Origin of the sequence: Actinotalea endophytica (assembly GCF_025717005.1) — a bacterium.
Classification (GTDB): Bacteria; Actinomycetota; Actinomycetes; order Actinomycetales; family Cellulomonadaceae; genus Actinotalea.
Genome location: NZ_JAOVZU010000006.1, coordinates 248,187 through 266,209, shown reverse-complemented (window position 1 = coordinate 266,209; position 18,023 = coordinate 248,187). Strand labels below are relative to the sequence as shown.

Below are 18,023 nucleotides of genomic sequence, written 5' to 3'. Positions count from 1 at the left end.
GCCGGCTCAGGCGGCCGTCGCGTCGTCCCGGGTCCGCTCGGCGGCGAGCGCCAGCCGGGCCTCCTCGCGGGCTGCCCGCTCGACGGCCGGCGTCGGGTGCCGGACCTCGAGCAGGGGCCGCGAGCGCAGGTGGTACCGGACCTCGACGTGCCAGGCCCGCTTGGCCCAGACGGCCGCTGCGAGCGCCACCGCCATCGACGCGATGCCGCCGACCGCGACGGACCACCGCGCGCCGAACACCTCGCCGATCCAGCCGATGATCGGCGACCCGATCGGGGTCGCCCCGATGAACACGACCATGTACAGCGCCATGACACGCCCCCGCATCTCGGGCGGGGTCGAGACCTGGATCGCCGAGTTCGCGGCAGTCATCATCGTCAGCGACGCGAGGCCCACCGGGATCGACATCACCACGTACGTCCAGTAGGTCGGCATCACCGACTGCACCGCCATGGCGAGGCCGAACGCGAACGCGGCACCGATCACCAGTCGGACCCGGGGGCGCTCCCGCCGGGCCGCGAGCAGCGCGCCGGACAGCGAGCCGATCGCCAGGACCGAGCCGATGATGCCGTACTCGCCGGCGCCGCGGCCGAACTCGGTCCGCGCCATCATCGCCGAGGTCAGCTGGAAGTTGAGCCCGAACGTGCTGACCACGGCCATCACGGCCATGATCACCATGATGTCGGTGCGCCGCCGCACGTAGCGCAGGCCCGCGCGGAGCTGGCCGCGCCGCGACCCGGTGGCGCGGTCGACCCGGTGGAGCTCGGACCGCCGCATCATCACCAGCGACAGGATCGTCGCGCCGAACGAGAGCCCGTTGATGACGAACACCCAGCCCGAACCCACCGCGGCGATGAGCAGCCCGGCCAGGCCGGGGCCGATCAGCCGTGCGGCGTTGAAGGACGCCGCGTTCAGCCCGACCGCGTTGGACAGCCGCTCCGGCGGCACGAGCTCCGCGACGAACGTCTGCCGCGCCGGGGCGTCGAGCGCGGAGACCACGCCGAGCAGCGTCGCGAACACGTAGACGTGCCACAGCTCGGCGCGCCCCGAGAGCACGAGCGCGCCGAGGCCCAGCGCGAGGACGCCCTGTCCGGCCTGCGTGGCCGCGAGCAGCGCGCGCCGGGGCAGCCGGTCGGCGAGGACTCCCGCCCATGCACCGAGCAGCAGCGTGGGCAGGAACTGCAGCGCGGTGACCAGACCCACGGCCACGCCGGAGTCGTCCGACAGCTCGGTGAGCACCAGCCAGTCCTGCGCGACGCGCTGCATCCAGGTACCGGTGTTGGCGACCAGGGCCCCGGCGAACCACAGCCGGTAGTTCGGGTAGCGCAGCGAGGCGAACGTCGGGCTCATCGCACCACCACCCGGTCCAGCAGCACCGCAGCCTGCGCGAGCACCTCGCGCTCCTCGGGCGTCAGCTCGGCGAGCCGGGACGAGAGCCACTCGTTGCGCCGACGCCGGGTCTCCTTGACCTCGACCAGGCCGGCCTCGGTGATCGACACCAGGACCTGACGGCCGTCGCTCGGGTCGGCGTCGCGGCGCACCAGGCCGGCGTCGGCCAGTGCGGTCACGGTGCGGGTCATCGGCGGCGCGGCGACGTGCTGGTCCTCGGCGAGCGCAGAGGGGGTCATCGGGCCGCGGTTGGCGAGCGCGGCGAGCACGGAGTACTGGCCGTCCGTGATCTGGTCGCTGCTGCGCTCGAGGCGCAGACGCCGGACGGACCGGGTCAGCGCGATCCGCAGGTCGCTCGCGAGGGGCGCCGGCCGGCACGCCTTCGCGGGGACGTGCGGCGTGGGCGAGGAGGACATGTGCTTATCGTAGGTCATTACCTCGGGTAACGACATCACTCATGGGATCATTCCCCCGGACGGCCCACCGAACGCACCCGACGGCCCGGCGACGCACCGGGCGGCCGCCGCGGCGTGCGGCGCGCTGCGTGCGGCGCGCGGCCTCCCGCACCATGCGCCCGGGACGCAGGACGGCCCCGCCCGGTGATCGGGCGGGGCCGTCCTCGTGGACGCGTGCGGTCAGTGGCGGCCGAGTGCGCGGTAGGTCCAGCCGGCAGCCCGCCAGGCCGCCGGGTCCAGCACGTTGCGGCCGTCCACGATCCGCTTGTGGCCGACGATCTCGCCGAAAGCCTCGGGGTCGAGGTCGCGGTACTGGCGCCACTCGGTGGCGAGCACCACGACGTCGGCACCGGCGGCAGCCTCCTCGGGCGTCGCGGCGTAGCGCAGGTCCGGCCAGGCGCGCCGCGCGTTGGCGACGGCCTGCGGGTCGGTCACGACCACCCGGGCGCCCTGCAGGCCCATCTGGGCCGCGACGGACAGCGCCGGAGAGTCACGCACGTCGTCGGAGTCCGGCTTGAACGCGGCGCCCAGCACGGCGATCTTCTTGCCGACGATCGAGCCGTCGCAGACCTCTCGCGCCAGGTCGACCATCCGGACCCGCCGGCGCATGTTGATCGCGTCGACCTCCTTGAGGAACGACAGCGCCTGGTCGGCCCCGAGCTCACCGGCCCGCGCCATGAACGCGCGGATGTCTTTCGGCAGGCAGCCGCCACCGAAGCCGAGACCGGCGTTGAGGAACCGCCGGCCGATCCGGGCGTCGAAGCCGATCGCGTCCGCCAGACGCGTCACGTCGGCGCCGGTGGCCTCGCACAGCTCCGCCATCGCGTTGATGAACGAGATCTTGGTGGCCAGGAACGAGTTCGCCGCGACCTTCACCAGCTGTGCGGTGGCGAGGTCGGTGATCACCTGCGGGGTGTCGTCCGCCAGCGGGGCGGCGTACACCTCGTCCATGATCGCGGTGGCGCGCTCGCCGTCCGGCCCGGCCGGGACGCCCAGCACGATCCGGTCCGGGTGCAACGTGTCCTGGACCGCGAAGCCCTCCCGGAGGAACTCCGGGTTCCACACGACGGTCGCCTCCGGCTGTGCCGCGGCGACCTGCTCGGCGATCCGCTCCGCCGTGCCGACCGGGACCGTCGACTTGCCGGCCACGACGTCTCCGGGCGACAGGTACGGAAGGAGCGACTCGACCGCGCCGTCGACGTAGGCGAGGTCCGCCGCGTACTCACCGCGCTTCTGCGGCGTGCCCACGCAGATGAAGTGGACGGCCGCGCCCTGCACCGCGGCCATGTCGGTGGTGAACGTGAGCCGACCCGTGGCGCCGACCTCGGTGAGCAGCTCGGGCAGACCCGGTTCGAAGAACGGCGCCTGGCCCGCCGCCAGCAGGGCGACCTTCTGGGCGTCCACGTCGACACCCACCACCTCGTGGCCGAGCTCGGCCATCGCCGCAGCGTGCACGGCACCCAGGTATCCGCAACCGATCACCGACATCCGCATGGCATCGCCTCTCTCCCGTCTGCCCCCTTACGGGCAACCTGCGCGTGCTCGATCCTTGCACGTCCCACGGCCGGGTGCGGTCCGGGAAAGCCGGTGGCCCCGACCGTCGGTCGGGGCCACCGGGACGAGCGCAGGGATCAGACCCCGAGCATGGTCTTGATCGGACCGAGCACGAAGTACACGACGAACAGCGCTGCGGTGCCCCACATCAGCGGGTGCACCTCCTTGGCCTTGCCCGCCGCGACCTTGAGCACGACGAACGCGATGAAGCCCGCGCCCATGCCCACCGTGATCGAGTAGGTGAACGGCATCAGGATCATCGTGAGGAACGCCGGGATGGCGACCTCGTAGTTGCGCCAGTTGATCCCCGACACCTGCATCACCATGAGGAAGCCGACCACCACGAGAGCCGGGGTCGCGGCCTCGAACGGCACCATGTCGACCAGCGGCGACAGGAACGTCGCGAGCAGGAACGCGATGCCGGTGACGACCGACGCGAGACCCGTGCGGGCGCCGTCACCGACGCCGGCGGCGGACTCGATGTAGCTGGTGTTCGACGAGACCGAGCCGGCGCCACCGGCCGCCGCGGCGAGCGAGTCGACGATCAGGATCTGCTTCGTCTTCGGCGGGTTGCCCTGCTCGTCGAGCAGGCCGGCCTCGCCGCCGATCGCGACCATCGTGCCCATCGTGTCGAAGAAGTCCGCGAGGAGCAGCGAGAAGACCAGCAGGACGACCGCGACGATCCCGATCTTCTCGACCGAGCCGAACAGCGAGAACTGGCCGAGCAGCGAGAAGTCCGGCGTGGCGACCAGGCCACCGTCGGGGATGGCCGGGGCGTTGAGCTCCCACGCCTTCGGGTTCGAGCCGTCCACCGGCTGCGAACCCAGGTGGGCGATCGACTCGATGATCACGGCGAGCACCGTCGCGGAGAGGATCGAGATCAGCAGCGCGCCGCGCACCTTGCGGAGCATCAGCACGATCGACAGCACCAGGCCGACGACGAACACCAGCAGCGGCCAGCCGGCGAGCGAACCGCCGATGCCCAGCTCGACCGGGGTCGCGAGGCTTGCCGGGATGCGCACGAACCCGGAGTCGACGAGACCGATGAAGGCGATGAACAGGCCGATGCCGACGCTGATCGCGGTCTTCAGCTCGTGCGGGACGGCCTTGAAGACCGCCGACCGGAACCCGGTGAGCACGAGCACGAGGATGATCAGGCCTTCGAGGACGACCAGGCCCATCGCGTCCGGCCAGGTCATCCCGGGCAGCGCGGCGATGGAGAACGTGACCACGGCGTTCAGGCCGAGACCGGCCGCCAGCGCGATCGGGAAGTTCGCCACGACACCCATCAGGATGCTCATCACGCCGGCGATGAGGGCCGTCGTCGCAGCGATGGCGGGCAGGTTCGGGGCGCTGCCGCCACCGAGGAAGTTGCCGCTGAAACCGTTGTCCTGCACGGTGCCGATGATCAGCGGGTTGAGCACGATGATGTAGCCCATCGTGAAGAAGGTCACCAAGCCGCCGCGGACCTCGGTCCCGATGGTCGAGCCGCGCTCGGTGATCTTGAAGAACTTGTCGAGGGCACCGACCTGCGTCGTGGCGGAGGGCGGGGCTTCGGAGGGGGTGTGCGCCATGGCGCACAGCCAAGCAGACCTGTGTGTCCACCATGTGAAGACGTACACATGATGAACGCCGGGTCGAACCGGCGCAAAGCCACCTCGGCCGCCGGCGGGCGCACCACCCCGATCCACGGCCGCCGTGGCCCTACGCTGAGCGGGTGCGGATCCTCGAGCCGAGCCGGGTCGCCCCGCTCCAGGTCGACCTGCGACGGGTGTTCTGGGGCGGCATCGCGATCTGGGTGGTCGCCCTGGTCGTGATCGGTGTGCTCGCGCTCGCCGGCGTCTCGACCGGCCACGGCGTGTGGGTCTGCCTCACCGGGATCGCGCTCGGCGGCTTCGGGCTGCTCTGGGAGCGCCGGCACCGCAGCGCCGCCGGCTGACGTCGACGGCCTCAGTCCAGCGAGTCGAGGAGCGCCTCGGTCCGGGCGGCCGCCGCCTGCGACGGATCCGGCCCTGCGGCCAGGACGCGGGCGAGCACATGCCTGAGGTGCCAGCCCGCCACGGCGGCGAGACCGTCCGCGAGCCCGTCGTCGGTCACGTGGAGATCGTCGGCGAGCCACCACGCGAGCCGGTGCCCGTCGACCTCGAGGGTCTCGTGGTGGATCACCGAGCCAGGAAGCCCGGGGACCAGCCCGACGACCGCCTGCGACACCGGCCGCCGGGTCCCGCCCGAGGCGACCTCGCCCGGCGCCCGGTCGGCCGCGAGGTCCAGGCCCAGGGCGTCGGCGACGGCCTCGGCGAGGCCGGCCGGCGCGGGCAGCACCGGCCACGCCGCGGGGTGCCGCCGCCACTGCGGATCGGCGACCACCAGCTCGTCGGCCGGGTAGGCGCGCGCGCCGCTGCCGTCCCAGCCGGGCAGGGTGGGCACCTCGGCGAGCTCACCCAGGTCGTCGACGTGCGCGGCGAGCGCGCGCCACACGTCCACCGCGAGGTCCAGCGGAACCGCGTCGCCCTCGACCAGGTCGTCGAGCAGCAGCGCCCAGTCCTCGGTCGCCAGCCCGTCCGCCCCGCCGACCCCGCCCAGGGCGCGCAGCAACGGCTCGGCGTGCGGGCCGAGCCCGGCCAGCACCGCCGGCGTGGGGTCCAGGTGCGCGAGCACGCCGGCCGAGCGGTCCGCGCCGGGCAGCGCGAACGGCCGGCCGGTGCCGAGCCCGGGCTCGTCGCGCAGCCGCCAGGCCACGTAGGACGGCACGAGGGCGCCGTCGGCGGCCCGCACCGGAGCGATCAGCTCGGGGTGGTCGGCGAGCGCCACCAGGACGCCCGGCCAGTCGCGGACGGCATCCAGGTCCGCCACCACGAGCAGCTCGCCGTCGTCCACCGCACCGGTCGTGTCGAGGTAGTCCTCCCAGCCGTCGAGCGCGTCGGCCACGAGGTCGTCGACGCGTTCCACGACGAGCCCACCGCGCACCCCGACGCGTTCCAGCACCTCGCCCCAGCGGGCCACGACGGCCGCGCCGACGGGCGGCAGGACCTCGGGGTCGAACCAGCCGGCGGCCGGGCTGCCCGGCAGGACCAGCTCTCGTGCCGGAGCGATCTCGCCGTCCGCGTCTCCGCCGCCGACCTCGAGCAGCACGTGGGACCACCAGCCCGGGTCCTCGGTGGCCGGCGCCGCCTCGACCAGGCCGAGCAGCACATCGGCGGCATCGGGGTCGCCGTCCAGGACGTGGTCGCGCAGCACCGGGTGGCAGGCGAGCTCGCCCGCCCCGGCCCGCACCGCACCGAGCCGTTCGAGCACCGGGTGCGCGGCCTCGGGGTGCACCACCCGCAGACCCCAGGTGACCAGCGGCGCGAGCACGTCGGCGCCGACCCCCTCGACCACGACGGTGCCGCGCGCACCGCGCACGACCCGACCGTCGACCAGTGGCACCGGGGCGGCGCCGAGCTCGTCGAGGTCGCCGGACGGGCTCGAGGCCAGCAGGCCGTAGACCTCGCGCAGCGCGGCCGGGTCGGTCACCGGCAGCTGCTCGACCAGCTCACCGAGGCCGACCGTCGCGACCTCGAGGACCCGGAGCTCGTCGCGCCGGCCCGGGCCGACCTGCACCAGGGTGTCGAACCAGCCGCCGAGCAGCCCGGCCGCATCGCCCCCGTCCCACGGCGCCGCCAGGGCGGCAGCCTCGCGCGGCGTCACCCAGGCCGACGCGGTCGGCAGCACCGGGGCGTCCCTGGTCGCGTCGACCACCGCCGTGCGCAGCGCCGCGTCGAGCGCTCCCGCCGGGAAGCCGGACGGCAGGAGGTCGAGCGGGTCGGGCGCCGGATCACCCTGCTCGGCCGCGCGGCGGCAGGCCACCAGGAGATCGGGCCACAGCCGCCCGGCCTCGGCCACGAGGAGATCGGCGATCGGGCCCGGCGCCACACGCCGGCGGCCGGGATCCAGCGGGAACGTGCCGATCAGCAGCGCGGGCACCCCACAGGGGTCGTCGGTGGGGGTCGGAGCGTGCACGACGCGGCGCACCCCCGCCCCCGAGGTCGGCACGGCCCAGGTGACACGCCAGTCGGTCCGCTCACGCTCCTCGACCGGCCGCTCGGCGAGCAGCCCGGGGTCCAGACGGCCGGTCGCCGTGACCGTGACCCACCGCGCGGCGACCTCCGCGAGCGTGCGCGAGGTGCCGTCCACCTCGATCTCGACCGAGGCCAGCCCGGGCAGGGCCAGCAGCAGCGCGTCGTCGAGCCCCATGAGCTGGGACCGGACCTCGGCGACCGCGGAGTCGTCGCGCAGGTGCAGCACGACCGCCGTGTCCCAGCCACCGTCCAGCACACCCTCCGCGGCCGGGCCGGCGCCGTCGAACGGCAGCCGGAGCACCGGTAGCGCGCCCGCGCGCGCGTCGACCTCCTCGACGAGCGCCGGCAGCGCCGCGAGCTCGATGGCCGTGCGGACCGCGGAGAAGTGCACGGCGCCGGTGGTCGAGACGACCGCGACCTCGTCGGCCACCGATCGCACCGCGGCGAAGCCGACGCCGAAGCGCCCGACGCTCGCGACGCCGCGCTTGGCCGACGCGCGCAGGGACGCGAGCGAGGTCAGGCCCGCACCGTCCAGCGGCGCCCCGGTGTTCGCGGCCACGAGCGTGCGGCCGTCGGCCGAGAGCCGGAGCAGCAACCGGCCCGGTCGGCCCGCGGCCTGCGCCGCGTCCGCAGCGTTCTGGGCGAGCTCGACGACCACACGGTCGCGGTACCAGCCCGCGGCGTGGTCCTCCTCGGCGTTGGCGTCCTCGCGGAACCGGCCGGGATGGTCGGCCCATGCGGCGAGCGTGGCCGCCCGTAGCCTCGCGGCCACGGAGGGCAGCGAGGTGCTGGTCACGCCTCCGGGTCCGCCGACTCGTCGACCGGCGCCTCGGCGGCGGGGGTGTCGTCGGCGGAGGCCCCGGCGTCGTCGGCCGGCGCAGCCTCCTCGACGGCCACGGGCTCGTCGACGGCCACCGGCTCGTCCGCCGGCACGTCCTCGCCAGGCAGCGCGTCGGCAGGCACGTCGTCCGACGCCTCCGCCGCGGGCACCTCGGCCACCGCAGTGTCGAGAGAGACGACCTCGACCTCGGCCGACCCGCTCGGCGGGTCGGGCCAGTCGCTCGCCGGCTGGGCGAGATCCGTCTCGGAGTGCGCCCCGCACCCGTGGTCCATGCTCACGACGCGACCGTCGTCCGGGGACCACTCGTTGGCGCACACGCCGAACGTCGTGCGCAACGACCCGGCGAGCAGCACCAGGAAGCCGCAGGTCGAGCACGGTGCGCTGGCGGCCAGCGCCGTCGGTGCCATCGGGCCGTGCGAGCCCGCATACCAGCGGTCCGCGGCGTTGGCGCGGCCGGCGGCGGACAGCACCCGGGGGCGGCCGAGGCCGAGCTCGACGACAGCCACCCGGTCGGCGTCCTCGTCACCCGTCGCCTCGTACCCCTGGTCCAGGCGCTCGTCGTCGGCGAGGAACGGCAGCACGTCGCCCGGCCCCAGGTCGCCGGGACGGAGCCGGTCGGCCCACGGCACCCAGGCCGGCGCGAGCAGCGCGTCGTCACCCGGGAGCAGGTCCACCTCGCAGACCGTCGCGGTCCGGCCACGCGGCACGCGCGCGACCGTGACCGTCCACGCCCAACCCGGGTAGCCCGAGGCCGTGGTCGCGAACCGGTGCGAGACCAGACGCTCGCTCTCGTGGACGAGGCCGAGGTGCTCACCGACGAGCCCGGGGTCGCCGGCGATCTCCTCCGCGGCAGACCGGGCGAGCTCGACCGCGGCGTCGAGGACGGTGTCCGTGGCGCTGGGCATCAGGCCTCGAGCTGCTCGGCGACGGCACGCAGGATCGCGCCGACCTTCTGGCCGCGAGCCCGCTCCGGGTAGCGACCGTGCCGCAGCCCGTTGCCGATCCGGTCGAGCTCCTTGATGAGGTCCTCGACGATGATCGCCATGTCCTCGGCAGGCTTGCGCTGGCCCTTCACGACCGACGGCGGCGGGTCGAGCAACGTCACCGACAACGCCGACGGACCGCGACGGCCGTCGGCCACGCCGTACTCCACGCGCGAGCCCGGCTTGGGCGGCGTGGACCCGGCCGGCAGCGCCGAGGCGTGCAGGAAGACCTCGCCGCCGTCGTCACCGGCGATGAAGCCGAACCCGCGCTCGGCGTCGAACCACTTGACCTTGCCCGTGGGCACCGCAGTCTCCTTCTGTCAGGGCAGGAACCAGGGTACCGGCCGGTTCCCCGGCCGGTCGTCGGGATTGCACCCGAACGGGCCTACCAGAACACCGCCAGCACGATGTTGAGCAGCGTGAGCCCACCGATCGCGCCCCACACCCCGGTGGGTACCCGCTCGCGACCGCGGAACACGAAGACCAGGCCCGTGATCACCAGCAGCACGGCCGTCTTCGTCATGATCTTCGGGTAGTTGAGCTCGTGCTCGCCGATCGCCTCGATCACCCCGACCAGCGCGACCCCCGTGACCAGCTGGGTCAGGGCGCCGTGCAGCATCGCCGGGTTGACGGTCTTCACCGCGGGCTTCATCTGCACCAGGAACCCACCCAGCAGGCTCGCGAGCCCGACGAAGTGCAGCACCAGCAGCAGGTTCTTGACGATCTCCACGGCGACGATGCTAAGGGCCCGCGCCCGGCCGGGCGCGACGGCCGCCGTATCGTGGTGCGGATGGCCACGTTCACCGAGCACCTGCGTGCGCTGGGCCCGGACGGCCTCGTCGCGCTGCTCGAGCTGCGCCGCGACCTGGCCGCACCGCCGCCCGCCTCCGTCCGCGCGCTCGCGGCCCGGGCGACGACCCGCGCGAGCCTCGACCGCGCGCTGGCCACCGTCGACGCGGGCGTCCTGGCGACGCTCGACGCGCTGCTCGTCCTGCCGGCCCCGGTGAGCGCCGAGGACGTCGCCGCCGCGCTCGGCGCCGACGCCGCCGACTGGGTCGCCGACGCCCTGGAACGGGCACTCGCCTGGGCGGACGAGGACGGGCTGCACGCGACCCCCGGGCTTGCGGAGCTGCTCGGCCCCTGGCCGGCAGGGCTCGGCCCGAGCCTGTCCACGACCCTCGCCCGCCGCACGCCCGAGACCCTCGCGGCCCTCGCGGACGTGCTCGGCGTGCCCGACCCGTCCCCCGAGGCGATCGCGGCCCACCTCGCCGACCCCGCCGCGATCACCGAGCTCCTGGACACGGCCCCGGCCGGGGCTCCGGCCGTCCTCGACGCGCTCGCGTGGGGTCCACCGGTGGGCCGCAGCCCGAGCCGCGACGCACCCGGGCACACCGCCGTCTCGTGGCTCCTGCAGCATGGACTGCTCGCGGTCGGCGACCCCCAGCACGTCCTCCTGCCGCGCGAGGTGGCACTCGCGCGGCGCGGCGGTCGTCTGCGGGCCGAGCCGCCGGTCCGGCCCCGTCTCGAGCCGACACCGGTGGACCCCGGGCTGGTGGCCGGAGAGGCCGCCCGCCACGCGCTCGAGGCCGTCCGACTGACCGCCGAGCTGGTCGCGACCTGGGGCCGGACCCCTGCCCCGGTGCTGCGGGCCGGCGGCCTCGGCGTGCGCGAGCTGCGCCGGGTGGCCGGCGCCCTGGACGTCGACGCGGGAACCGCGGCCGTGCTCGTCGAGGTCGCGGGAGCCGCCCAGCTGGTGGCCGACGACGGCGAGGAGGAGCCCGTCTTCTGCCCGACCACGCTGGCCGACGAGTGGGGTTCCCGAGGCATCGGCGAACGATGGGCGGAGCTCGCCGGCGCCTGGTTGGCCAGCGACCGTGCACCGTGGCTGGTGGGGACCCGCGACGACGCCGGCGCGCTGCGCTCCGCGCTCGACCCCACGAACCACCGGCCCTGGGCGGCCCGGCTGCGCGCGGCGGTGCTCCAGGTGCTCGCCGACGCGGGCGACGGCCGCCTGGACCCGGCCGACGTGCACGCCCAGCTGGCCTGGCGCACGCCGCGCACGGCACCCACCGAGCACGCGGTCCGCGCCGTGCTGGACGAGGCCGCCCTGCTCGGGGTCAGCGGAGCGGGCGTGCTGGCGCCGCACGCCCGTGCCCTGCTCGACCTGATCGACGGCGCCGTCGAGGCGTCGGGCACCGACGGCCGCCCGGACGAGTCGGACGGGTGGGCGAGCCGCACGGCCGACGCGCTCGAGGCAGTGCTGCCCGCACCGGTGGACGAGGTCCTGCTCGGCGGGGACCTGACCGGCATCGTGCCCGGCCGGCCGAGCGACCGGCTCTCAGCCCTGCTCACCGAGATCGCCGAGGTCGAGTCGCGCGGCGCCGGGCTCACCGTGCGCTTCACCGAGGCGAGCGTGCGGTCCGCGCTGGACAGTCGCACCGCGGAGGAGATCCTCGCCGCGCTCGGCGCGCACGCACGCACCGGCGTGCCCCAACCACTCGAGTACCTGGTCAGCGACGCGGCCAGGCGGCACGGCCAGGTCCGGGCCGGCAGCGCACTCGCCTACCTGCGCGGCGACCCGGCCGCGCTCGCCACGCTCACCGGCCACGCGGCGATGCGCGGGCTCGGCGCCCGGCTGGTCGCACCGGGCGTGCTGATCGCCACGGCGCCACCCGCAGAGCTCGTCGAGGCCGTCCGGGCCGCCGGGCTCCCCGCCGTTCTCGAGGACGCCGACGGCCTCGCCGTGCGGCTGACCCCAACGGCGCACCGGGTCCGACTCCGCCGGCGCACCGTGCCCGACCCCGCGCTCGGCCGACGGCGCCTCGAGCGGGTCGCGGCCGACCTGGCCGGGACACCGGACCCGGAGCCCGAGGACCAGGGAACAGCGGAGCCCGTCGAGACGTTGGGACTGCTGCGCGAGGCCGCCGCGGCCGGGCGCGAGGTCTGGCTCGAGGTGGCCGGCCCGTCCGGGCCCTCCCGGCGCCGGGTCCGTGTGCTCCGGGTCGACGCGGGCCGGGTCCGTGTGCTGGATGCCGAACGGGAGTCCGAGCTCATCGTCGCGGTGCACCGGATCGTCGGCGCCGAGCCGGCCGAGCCGAGCAGCGGCGAGGACCTGCACGCCGACCGCTCGGCAACCTGACCGATCGACAGCCTGACCACTCGACAACCTGACCACTCGACGGGAGAGGCATGGACGGACCGCTGATCGTGCAGAGCGACAAGACGCTGCTGCTCGAGGTCGACCACCCCGCAGCGGAAGAGGCCCGTCGCGCGATCGCCCCGTTCGCCGAGCTCGAGCGCGCTCCCGAGCACGTGCACACCTACCGGCTGACCGCGCTCGGTCTCTGGAACGCACGAGCGGCCGGCCACGACGCCGAGCAGGTGGTCAACGCCCTGATCGAGTACTCGCGCTACCCGGTGCCGCACGCCTTGCTGGTCGACCTCGCCGAGACGATGGACCGCTACGGCCGGTTGCAGCTGGTCGACCACCCGACGCACGGGCTGGTGCTGCACGCGCTCGACCGTGCGGTGCTCGAGGAGGTGCTGCGCTCCAAGCGGACCGCCGGGATGCTCGGCGCGCGGCTCGACACCGACGACGTCGCGGTGCACCCCTCCGAGCGCGGTCGCCTCAAGCAGGCCCTGGTCAAGCTCGGCTGGCCCGCCGAGGACCTGGCCGGCTACGTCGACGGCGAAGCCCACCTGATCGACCTGGTGACCGACGGCTGGGCGCTGCGGCCCTACCAGCAGCAGGCCGCCGACTCCTTCTGGCACGGCGGCTCGGGCGTCGTGGTGCTGCCCTGCGGCGCGGGCAAGACGATCGTCGGCGCGGCCGCGATGGCGCACTCCAAGACCACCGCGCTGATCCTGGTGACGAACACCGTCGCGGCCCGGCAGTGGCGCGACGAGCTGCTGCGCCGCACGACCCTCACCGAGGACGAGATCGGTGAGTACTCGGGCGCACGCAAGGAGGTCCGCCCGGTCACGATCGCCACCTACCAGGTGCTCACGATGAAGCGGAAGGGCGTCTACCCGCACCTCGAGCTGCTGGACGCCCGCGACTGGGGGCTGATCGTCTACGACGAGGTGCACCTGCTGCCCGCACCGATCTTCCGGATGACCGCCGACCTGCAGGCCCGCCGGCGGCTCGGCCTCACCGCCACCCTGGTGCGCGAGGACGGTCGCGAGGACGAGGTGTTCTCCCTGATCGGGCCCAAGCGCTACGACGCTCCGTGGCGGGACATCGAGGCGCAGGGCTACATCGCTCCGGCCGTGTGCACCGAGGTGCGCCTGACCCTGCCGGAGACCGAGCGCATGGTCTACGCGACGGCCGAGCCGGAGGACCGCTACCGGCTCGCCGCCTCGGCGTCCGGCAAGAACCGGGTCGTCGAGCAGCTCGTCGCGCGTCACTCCGACGAGCAGGTGCTGGTGATCGGCCAGTACCTGGACCAGCTGCACGAGCTCGCCGAGCACCTCGACGCCCCGCTGCTCACCGGTCAGACCACGGTCCGCGAGCGCCAACGGCTGTTCGACGCGTTCCGGGCCGGGGAGATCTCCCGGCTGGTGGTCAGCAAGGTCGCGAACTTCTCCGTCGACCTGCCGGAGGCAGCGGTCGCCATCCAGGTCTCGGGCTCGTTCGGGTCACGTCAGGAGGAGGCCCAGCGGCTCGGCCGGATCATGCGTCCCAAGGCCGACGGGCGTACCGCGCACTTCTACGCGGTGGTCGCCCGCGACACCGTCGACCAGGAGTTCGCCGCCCACCGCCAGCGGTTCCTCGCCGAGCAGGGCTACGCCTACACGATCGTGGACTCCCACGACCTGGAGGCCGACCCGGCCGAGTGACGCCTGCGCACCGCAGGCGATGAGCTCAGCCGACGAGCTCGGCGATCGCGGCGGCCTCGTCGGCCACCACCTCGGCGAACCCGAACGCCAGGGCGCGCCCGGCGTACTCGATCGCCTCGGCGTGCTCGGCCATCTCGGCCGCGACGGCGTCGGCGTCCACGTCCTCGAAGTCGCGCGCCCAGGCCAGCACAGTCTCGGCCGAGGCCTCCGGGTGGAACTGCAGGCCCCACGCGCACTCGCCGACCCGGAACGCCTGGTACGGGTACTGCGCGGACGACGCCAGCCAGGTGGCGCCGACCGGCAGGTTCACCACGGCGTCGGCGTGCATCGAGGGCATCTTGGCGAGCACGCCGCCGCCGGCCGGGTGGTCGGCCGGGACGTCGGCCGCGAGGCGGTCCAGCAGCGCGTCGTGCGCGGCGGCCGGTCGCGGCACGATGTCGATCACGCCGGCCTCACGTCCCGGAGGGGCGCTGACCTGGACGGTGCCGCCGTTCGCGACCGCGAGCAGCTGGGCGCCGAGGCACAGACCGAGCGTCGGGAGCCCGGAGCGGGTCGCCTCACCGAGCAGGGCACGGGTGGCGGGCAGCCACGGAGCCACGGCGTCGTCGTAGGCGTTCTGCAGACCGCCGAGCACGATGAGCCCGTCGCCGCAGTCGTCGAGGCTCGGGACCGCGTCGCCCGCCCACGGGCGGACCGTCACGATCTCAGGAGCCTGGGGAGATTCGGCGAGCCAACCGGCGAACCGGTCGAGCGGAACCGCCGCCACGTTTTCCAGCACTGTCAGTCTCACCCGGGAAGTGTACGGACGCGTTCGGAGCCAAACGGGGGTCCATCCGGTCACAGGCATGTGAACCTTCACACAGAACGCTGTGATTCTCGCCACGCCCCGGCCCGAGTCTGTGGCCGACCGGTCCGGGTGCCGTGCGGCGACCGTGGCCGCCCGGGTGGGCGTTGCGAGTCCCGTGCCGGGTGGTCGAGGATCATGGTCGTGATCGGCAGTGCAGCGCCCGGCCCCCGTGTCCCCCGACGTCGGGAGAGGTGGCGCACCGTCGCCGCCCTCGTCCTGACCCTCCTGGCCGGCACCCTCGCCGCGCCGGCGTGGGCCGACGAACCGGGGAATCTCCCCGCCGACCTGACCGACACGGCCGGCGTGCTCAGCGACTCCGAGGCCACGGAGGTGCAGGACGCCCTCGACCAGCTTCAGGCCGACACCGGCTACCAGCTGTTCGTCGCCTACGTCCCGTCGTTCGACGGCATGAGCGCGGCGGACTGGGCGAACGAGACCGCGACGGCCTCGGGCCTCGGACGGGACGACCTGCTGCTCGCCGTGGCGGTGGACGACCGCCAGTACCACCTCTCGGTCGACGACGCCATCGCCTTCACCGACGACCAGCTCGGCGAGATCGAGCGCACCGCCGAGCAGCACCTCGCACAGGACGACTGGGCCGGCGCTGCGATCGCCACCGCGAGCGCGATCGAGGATGCAGCGTCCGGCGGCACCGCCTCGGGCTCGTCCGGCGGCGTGAGCGGCCTGCTGGTCGCCGGGATCATCGGGCTCGTCGTGATCGGCATCTTCTGGTTCGTCGCCTCCCGCCGCTCGCGGAGTCGCGGGACCGCCGCCGACGACACGACGAAGCTGCCCACCGCCGAGCTCGGCAGGCGGGCGAGCGCCGCACTCGTCGAGCTCGACGACGCGGTCAAGACGTCCGAGCAGGAGCTCGGGTTCGCGCAGGCGCAGTTCGGCGTCGAGGCGACCCGCCGGTTCACCGAGGTGCTCGCGCAGGCCACGTCGTCGCTCGCGCAGGCGTTCGCCCTCCGGCAGAAGCTCGACGACTCCGAGCCCGAGACCGAGCCCCAGGCCCGCGCGATGATGACCCAGATCCTCGAGCTGTGCCGCTCTGCCGACGAGCAGCTCGACGCTCAGGCGGACGAGTTCGACCGTCTCCGCGACCTGCAGTCCCGGGCGCCGCAGGTGCTCGCCGAGACCCGGCAGCGCGCCGACGAGGTCTCCTCCCGGCTGGGCGGCGCCCGCGCGACGCTGTCCTCGCTGGCCACGACCTTCACCCCGGCAGCGCTCAGCTCCGTCGCCGACAACGCCGACCAGGCCGAGGCGCTGCTCGCCGGGGCTCGCGAGTCCGTGGACAGGGGGCTCGCCGTGGTCGAGACCGACCGGGCCGCCGCGGTCGGGCTGGCGCGGGCAGCCGAGGACTCGGTCGAGCAGGCGGTCCGTCTCCTCGACGCCGTCGACCACGCGCGTGCCGACCTCGCCGAGGCCGGCACCAAGGTCGACGCCGCGCTCGCCTCGATCGGTGCGGACGTCGCGGACGCCGAACGACTCGCGCCGTCCGACCCCGCGGTGACCGCCGCCGCGGGCGTGGCGCGCCAGGTGATCTCCGAGGCCACGGCGGCCCGGCAGGGCGGCGACCTGCTCGCGGCCCTGCGCCGGCTCACCGAGGCGGAGGCCGCCCTCGACGCCGCGCTCGGCCCGGCACGCGAGGCCGCGGACCGGGCCGAGCGGGCCCGCGCACAGCTCGCGAACACCCTCGGCCAGGTCGGCACGCAGATCCGCTCGGTCGCCGACTTCATCGAGACCCGACGTGGCGCCGTCGGAGCCGAGGCCCGGACGAGGCTCGCCGAGGCGGCCCGGCTCGCGCAGGAGGCCGAGAAGGCCAGTGCGACCGACCCGATGGTGGCCCTGCCGATGGCGCAGCGCGCCGGACAGCTCGCCGGCTCCGCGCAGCAGCTCGCCGAGGCCGACGTCCGGCAGTGGCAGGCGAGCCAGCAACGGGGTCCCGGCGGAGGCGGCAGCACCACGTCGATGGTCCTGGGCGGCATCCTGCTCGGCCAGGCCATGCGCGGCGGGACGGGCGGTTTCGGCAGCCCGATGCGCACGCCGCGCGGCTCGCGCGGTGGCGGCTTCTCCGCACCGCACCGCGGCGGCCGGTCCGCCGGGTCCTTCGGGGGCGGCGGCACGCGCGGACGCCGCGGCGGAGGGGGCCGCTTCTGACCTCCTCGACCCCCGCGACCTGACTCACCGGCACCCCGACGACCACCCGCACCGACACCGAAGGAAGGCATCACGATGGCCGAGAAGCAGACGATCCTCGGGCGCATCGCCCAGCTCACCAAGGCGAACGTCAACGCCCTGCTGGACCGCGCCGAGGACCCGGAGAAGATGCTCGACCAGATGATCCGGGACTACACGAACTCGATCGCCGAGGCCGAGGACGCGGTCGCCGTGACCATCGGCAACCTGCGGCTGGCCGAGGCCGACCACGCCGAGGACGTCGCCGCCGCCAAGGAGTGGGGCGCGAAGGCCCTCGCCGCGTCGTCCAAGGCCGACCAGCTGCGCGGCCAGGGCAACGCCGCGGACGCCGACCGGTTCGACGGCCTGGCGAAGGTCGCGCTCGGCAAGCAGATCCAGTTCGAGCAGGAGGCGTCCTCCGCCGAGCCGATGATCGCCTCGCAGACCGAGGTGGTGGCCAAGCTCAAGGACGGCCTCACCCAGATGAAGCTCAAGCTGGACCAGCTCAAGTCCAAGCGCGACGAGCTCGTGGCGCGCGCCAAGTCCGCCCAGGCGCAGGCTCAGGTGCAGGACGCGATCGGCTCGATCAACGTCCTCGACCCGACCTCCGAGCTGTCCCGCTTCGAGGAGAAGGTGCGCCGCGACGAGGCCCGGGTGGCCGGTCAGGCCGAGATCGCCGCGTCCTCGCTGGACGCGCAGTTCGCCGAGCTCGAGGACGCCGGCGAGACCCTCGAGATCGAGGCGCGGCTGGCTGCGATGAAGGCCGGCGGCACCCCGCAGCTCGACGCCTGACGCTCGGGCTCGGCCGAACGCGGCCGGGTGTGCGCGGGCGGCCCTCGACGGCCGCCCGGTGCGCACCCGGCCGCGTTCGTCGCAGTG

Annotated in this window: 14 protein-coding genes; 5 read left to right on the top strand and 9 right to left on the bottom strand. The window is 74.5% G+C overall.

Annotation, left to right across the window (positions count from 1 at the left end; all coding sequences use genetic code 11):
- Positions 1–6: 6 nt before the first annotated feature.
- The 4 genes from OEB99_RS12310 to OEB99_RS12295 all read right to left on the bottom strand — a co-directional run bounded on the left by OEB99_RS12310 (position 7) and on the right by OEB99_RS12295 (position 4,972).
- Positions 7–1,350: an MFS transporter gene (locus OEB99_RS12310; protein WP_263577558.1), complete on the bottom strand. Its 1,344-nt coding sequence runs from the start codon at positions 1,348–1,350 to the stop codon at positions 7–9.
- On the bottom strand, positions 1,347–1,805 hold the full coding sequence (locus OEB99_RS12305) for a MarR family winged helix-turn-helix transcriptional regulator (RefSeq protein WP_263577557.1): 459 nt from the start codon (positions 1,803–1,805) through the stop codon (positions 1,347–1,349). The genes OEB99_RS12310 and OEB99_RS12305 overlap by 4 nt, the downstream gene beginning before the upstream one ends.
- Before the next feature lie 219 nt (positions 1,806–2,024).
- Positions 2,025–3,338, bottom strand: a complete 1,314-nt coding sequence (locus tag OEB99_RS12300) for a UDP-glucose dehydrogenase family protein (protein ID WP_263577556.1) — start codon at positions 3,336–3,338, stop codon at positions 2,025–2,027.
- A 137-nt stretch (positions 3,339–3,475) separates the two neighbouring features.
- Positions 3,476–4,972, bottom strand: coding sequence for an NCS2 family permease (locus OEB99_RS12295; protein WP_263577555.1), 1,497 nt, complete (start codon positions 4,970–4,972; stop codon positions 3,476–3,478).
- Positions 4,973–5,115: 143 nt separating this feature from the next.
- Between OEB99_RS12295 and OEB99_RS12290 the strand changes: the two genes are divergently transcribed.
- Positions 5,116–5,337: a DUF2530 domain-containing protein gene (locus OEB99_RS12290; RefSeq protein ID WP_263577554.1), complete on the top strand. Its 222-nt coding sequence runs from the start codon at positions 5,116–5,118 to the stop codon at positions 5,335–5,337.
- 11 nt (positions 5,338–5,348) lie between these two features.
- Here OEB99_RS12290 and OEB99_RS12285 read toward each other — a convergent pair whose 3' ends face one another.
- The 4 genes from OEB99_RS12285 to OEB99_RS12270 all read right to left on the bottom strand — a co-directional run bounded on the left by OEB99_RS12285 (position 5,349) and on the right by OEB99_RS12270 (position 10,010).
- Positions 5,349–8,252: a sacsin N-terminal ATP-binding-like domain-containing protein gene (locus tag OEB99_RS12285; RefSeq protein ID WP_263577553.1), complete on the bottom strand. Its 2,904-nt coding sequence runs from the start codon at positions 8,250–8,252 to the stop codon at positions 5,349–5,351.
- A complete protein-coding gene (locus OEB99_RS12280) occupies positions 8,249–9,202 on the bottom strand; it encodes a DUF3027 domain-containing protein (RefSeq protein WP_263577552.1) in 954 nt (317 codons plus the stop codon). Before OEB99_RS12280 ends, OEB99_RS12285 begins: the two co-directional genes overlap by 4 nt.
- A complete protein-coding gene (locus tag OEB99_RS12275; protein ID WP_263577551.1) occupies positions 9,202–9,585 on the bottom strand; it encodes a cold-shock protein in 384 nt (127 codons plus the stop codon). Before OEB99_RS12275 ends, OEB99_RS12280 begins: the two co-directional genes overlap by 1 nt.
- Positions 9,586–9,665: 80 nt before the next feature.
- A complete protein-coding gene (locus tag OEB99_RS12270; protein WP_263577550.1) occupies positions 9,666–10,010 on the bottom strand; it encodes a hypothetical protein in 345 nt (114 codons plus the stop codon).
- Between the two features lie 60 nt (positions 10,011–10,070).
- Between OEB99_RS12270 and OEB99_RS12265 the strand changes: the two genes are divergently transcribed.
- Positions 10,071–12,419: a helicase-associated domain-containing protein gene (locus tag OEB99_RS12265; RefSeq protein WP_263577549.1), complete on the top strand. Its 2,349-nt coding sequence runs from the start codon at positions 10,071–10,073 to the stop codon at positions 12,417–12,419.
- Between the two features lie 50 nt (positions 12,420–12,469).
- Positions 12,470–14,119 carry a DNA repair helicase XPB gene (locus OEB99_RS12260; RefSeq protein ID WP_263577548.1) on the top strand — a complete coding sequence of 550 codons (1,650 nt, stop codon included), beginning with the start codon at positions 12,470–12,472 and terminating at the stop codon, positions 14,117–14,119.
- Between the two features lie 25 nt (positions 14,120–14,144).
- Here the strand turns inward: OEB99_RS12260 and OEB99_RS12255 are convergent, their stop codons facing one another.
- Positions 14,145–14,909 carry a type 1 glutamine amidotransferase gene (locus OEB99_RS12255; protein ID WP_263577547.1) on the bottom strand — a complete coding sequence of 255 codons (765 nt, stop codon included), beginning with the start codon at positions 14,907–14,909 and terminating at the stop codon, positions 14,145–14,147.
- Positions 14,910–15,107: 198 nt separating this feature from the next.
- Between OEB99_RS12255 and OEB99_RS12250 the strand changes: the two genes are divergently transcribed.
- Together OEB99_RS12250 and OEB99_RS12245 are read left to right on the top strand one after the other, a co-directional pair.
- Entirely contained in the window at positions 15,108–17,126 is a 2,019-nt protein-coding gene (locus OEB99_RS12250; RefSeq protein WP_263577546.1) for a TPM domain-containing protein, read from the top strand.
- Positions 17,127–17,201: 75 nt separating this feature from the next.
- A complete protein-coding gene (locus OEB99_RS12245; protein WP_263577545.1) occupies positions 17,202–17,936 on the top strand; it encodes a PspA/IM30 family protein in 735 nt (244 codons plus the stop codon).
- Positions 17,937–18,023: the final 87 nt, after the last annotated feature.

What these genes read in the sequence shown, in the direction of transcription:
- OEB99_RS12265 (WP_263577549.1), top strand. Translation starts at nt 10,071, where the DNA reads ATGGCCACGTTCACCGAGCACCTGCGTGCGCTGGGCCCGGACGGCCTC.
- OEB99_RS12305 (WP_263577557.1), bottom strand. Translation starts at nt 1,805, where the DNA reads ATGTCCTCCTCGCCCACGCCGCACGTCCCCGCGAAGGCGTGCCGGCCG.
- OEB99_RS12260 (WP_263577548.1), top strand. Translation starts at nt 12,470, where the DNA reads ATGGACGGACCGCTGATCGTGCAGAGCGACAAGACGCTGCTGCTCGAG.
- OEB99_RS12300 (WP_263577556.1), bottom strand. Translation starts at nt 3,338, where the DNA reads ATGCGGATGTCGGTGATCGGTTGCGGATACCTGGGTGCCGTGCACGCT.
- OEB99_RS12310 (WP_263577558.1), bottom strand. Translation starts at nt 1,350, where the DNA reads ATGAGCCCGACGTTCGCCTCGCTGCGCTACCCGAACTACCGGCTGTGG.
- OEB99_RS12245 (WP_263577545.1), top strand. Translation starts at nt 17,202, where the DNA reads ATGGCCGAGAAGCAGACGATCCTCGGGCGCATCGCCCAGCTCACCAAG.
- OEB99_RS12280 (WP_263577552.1), bottom strand. Translation starts at nt 9,202, where the DNA reads ATGCCCAGCGCCACGGACACCGTCCTCGACGCCGCGGTCGAGCTCGCC.
- OEB99_RS12295 (WP_263577555.1), bottom strand. Translation starts at nt 4,972, where the DNA reads ATGGCGCACACCCCCTCCGAAGCCCCGCCCTCCGCCACGACGCAGGTC.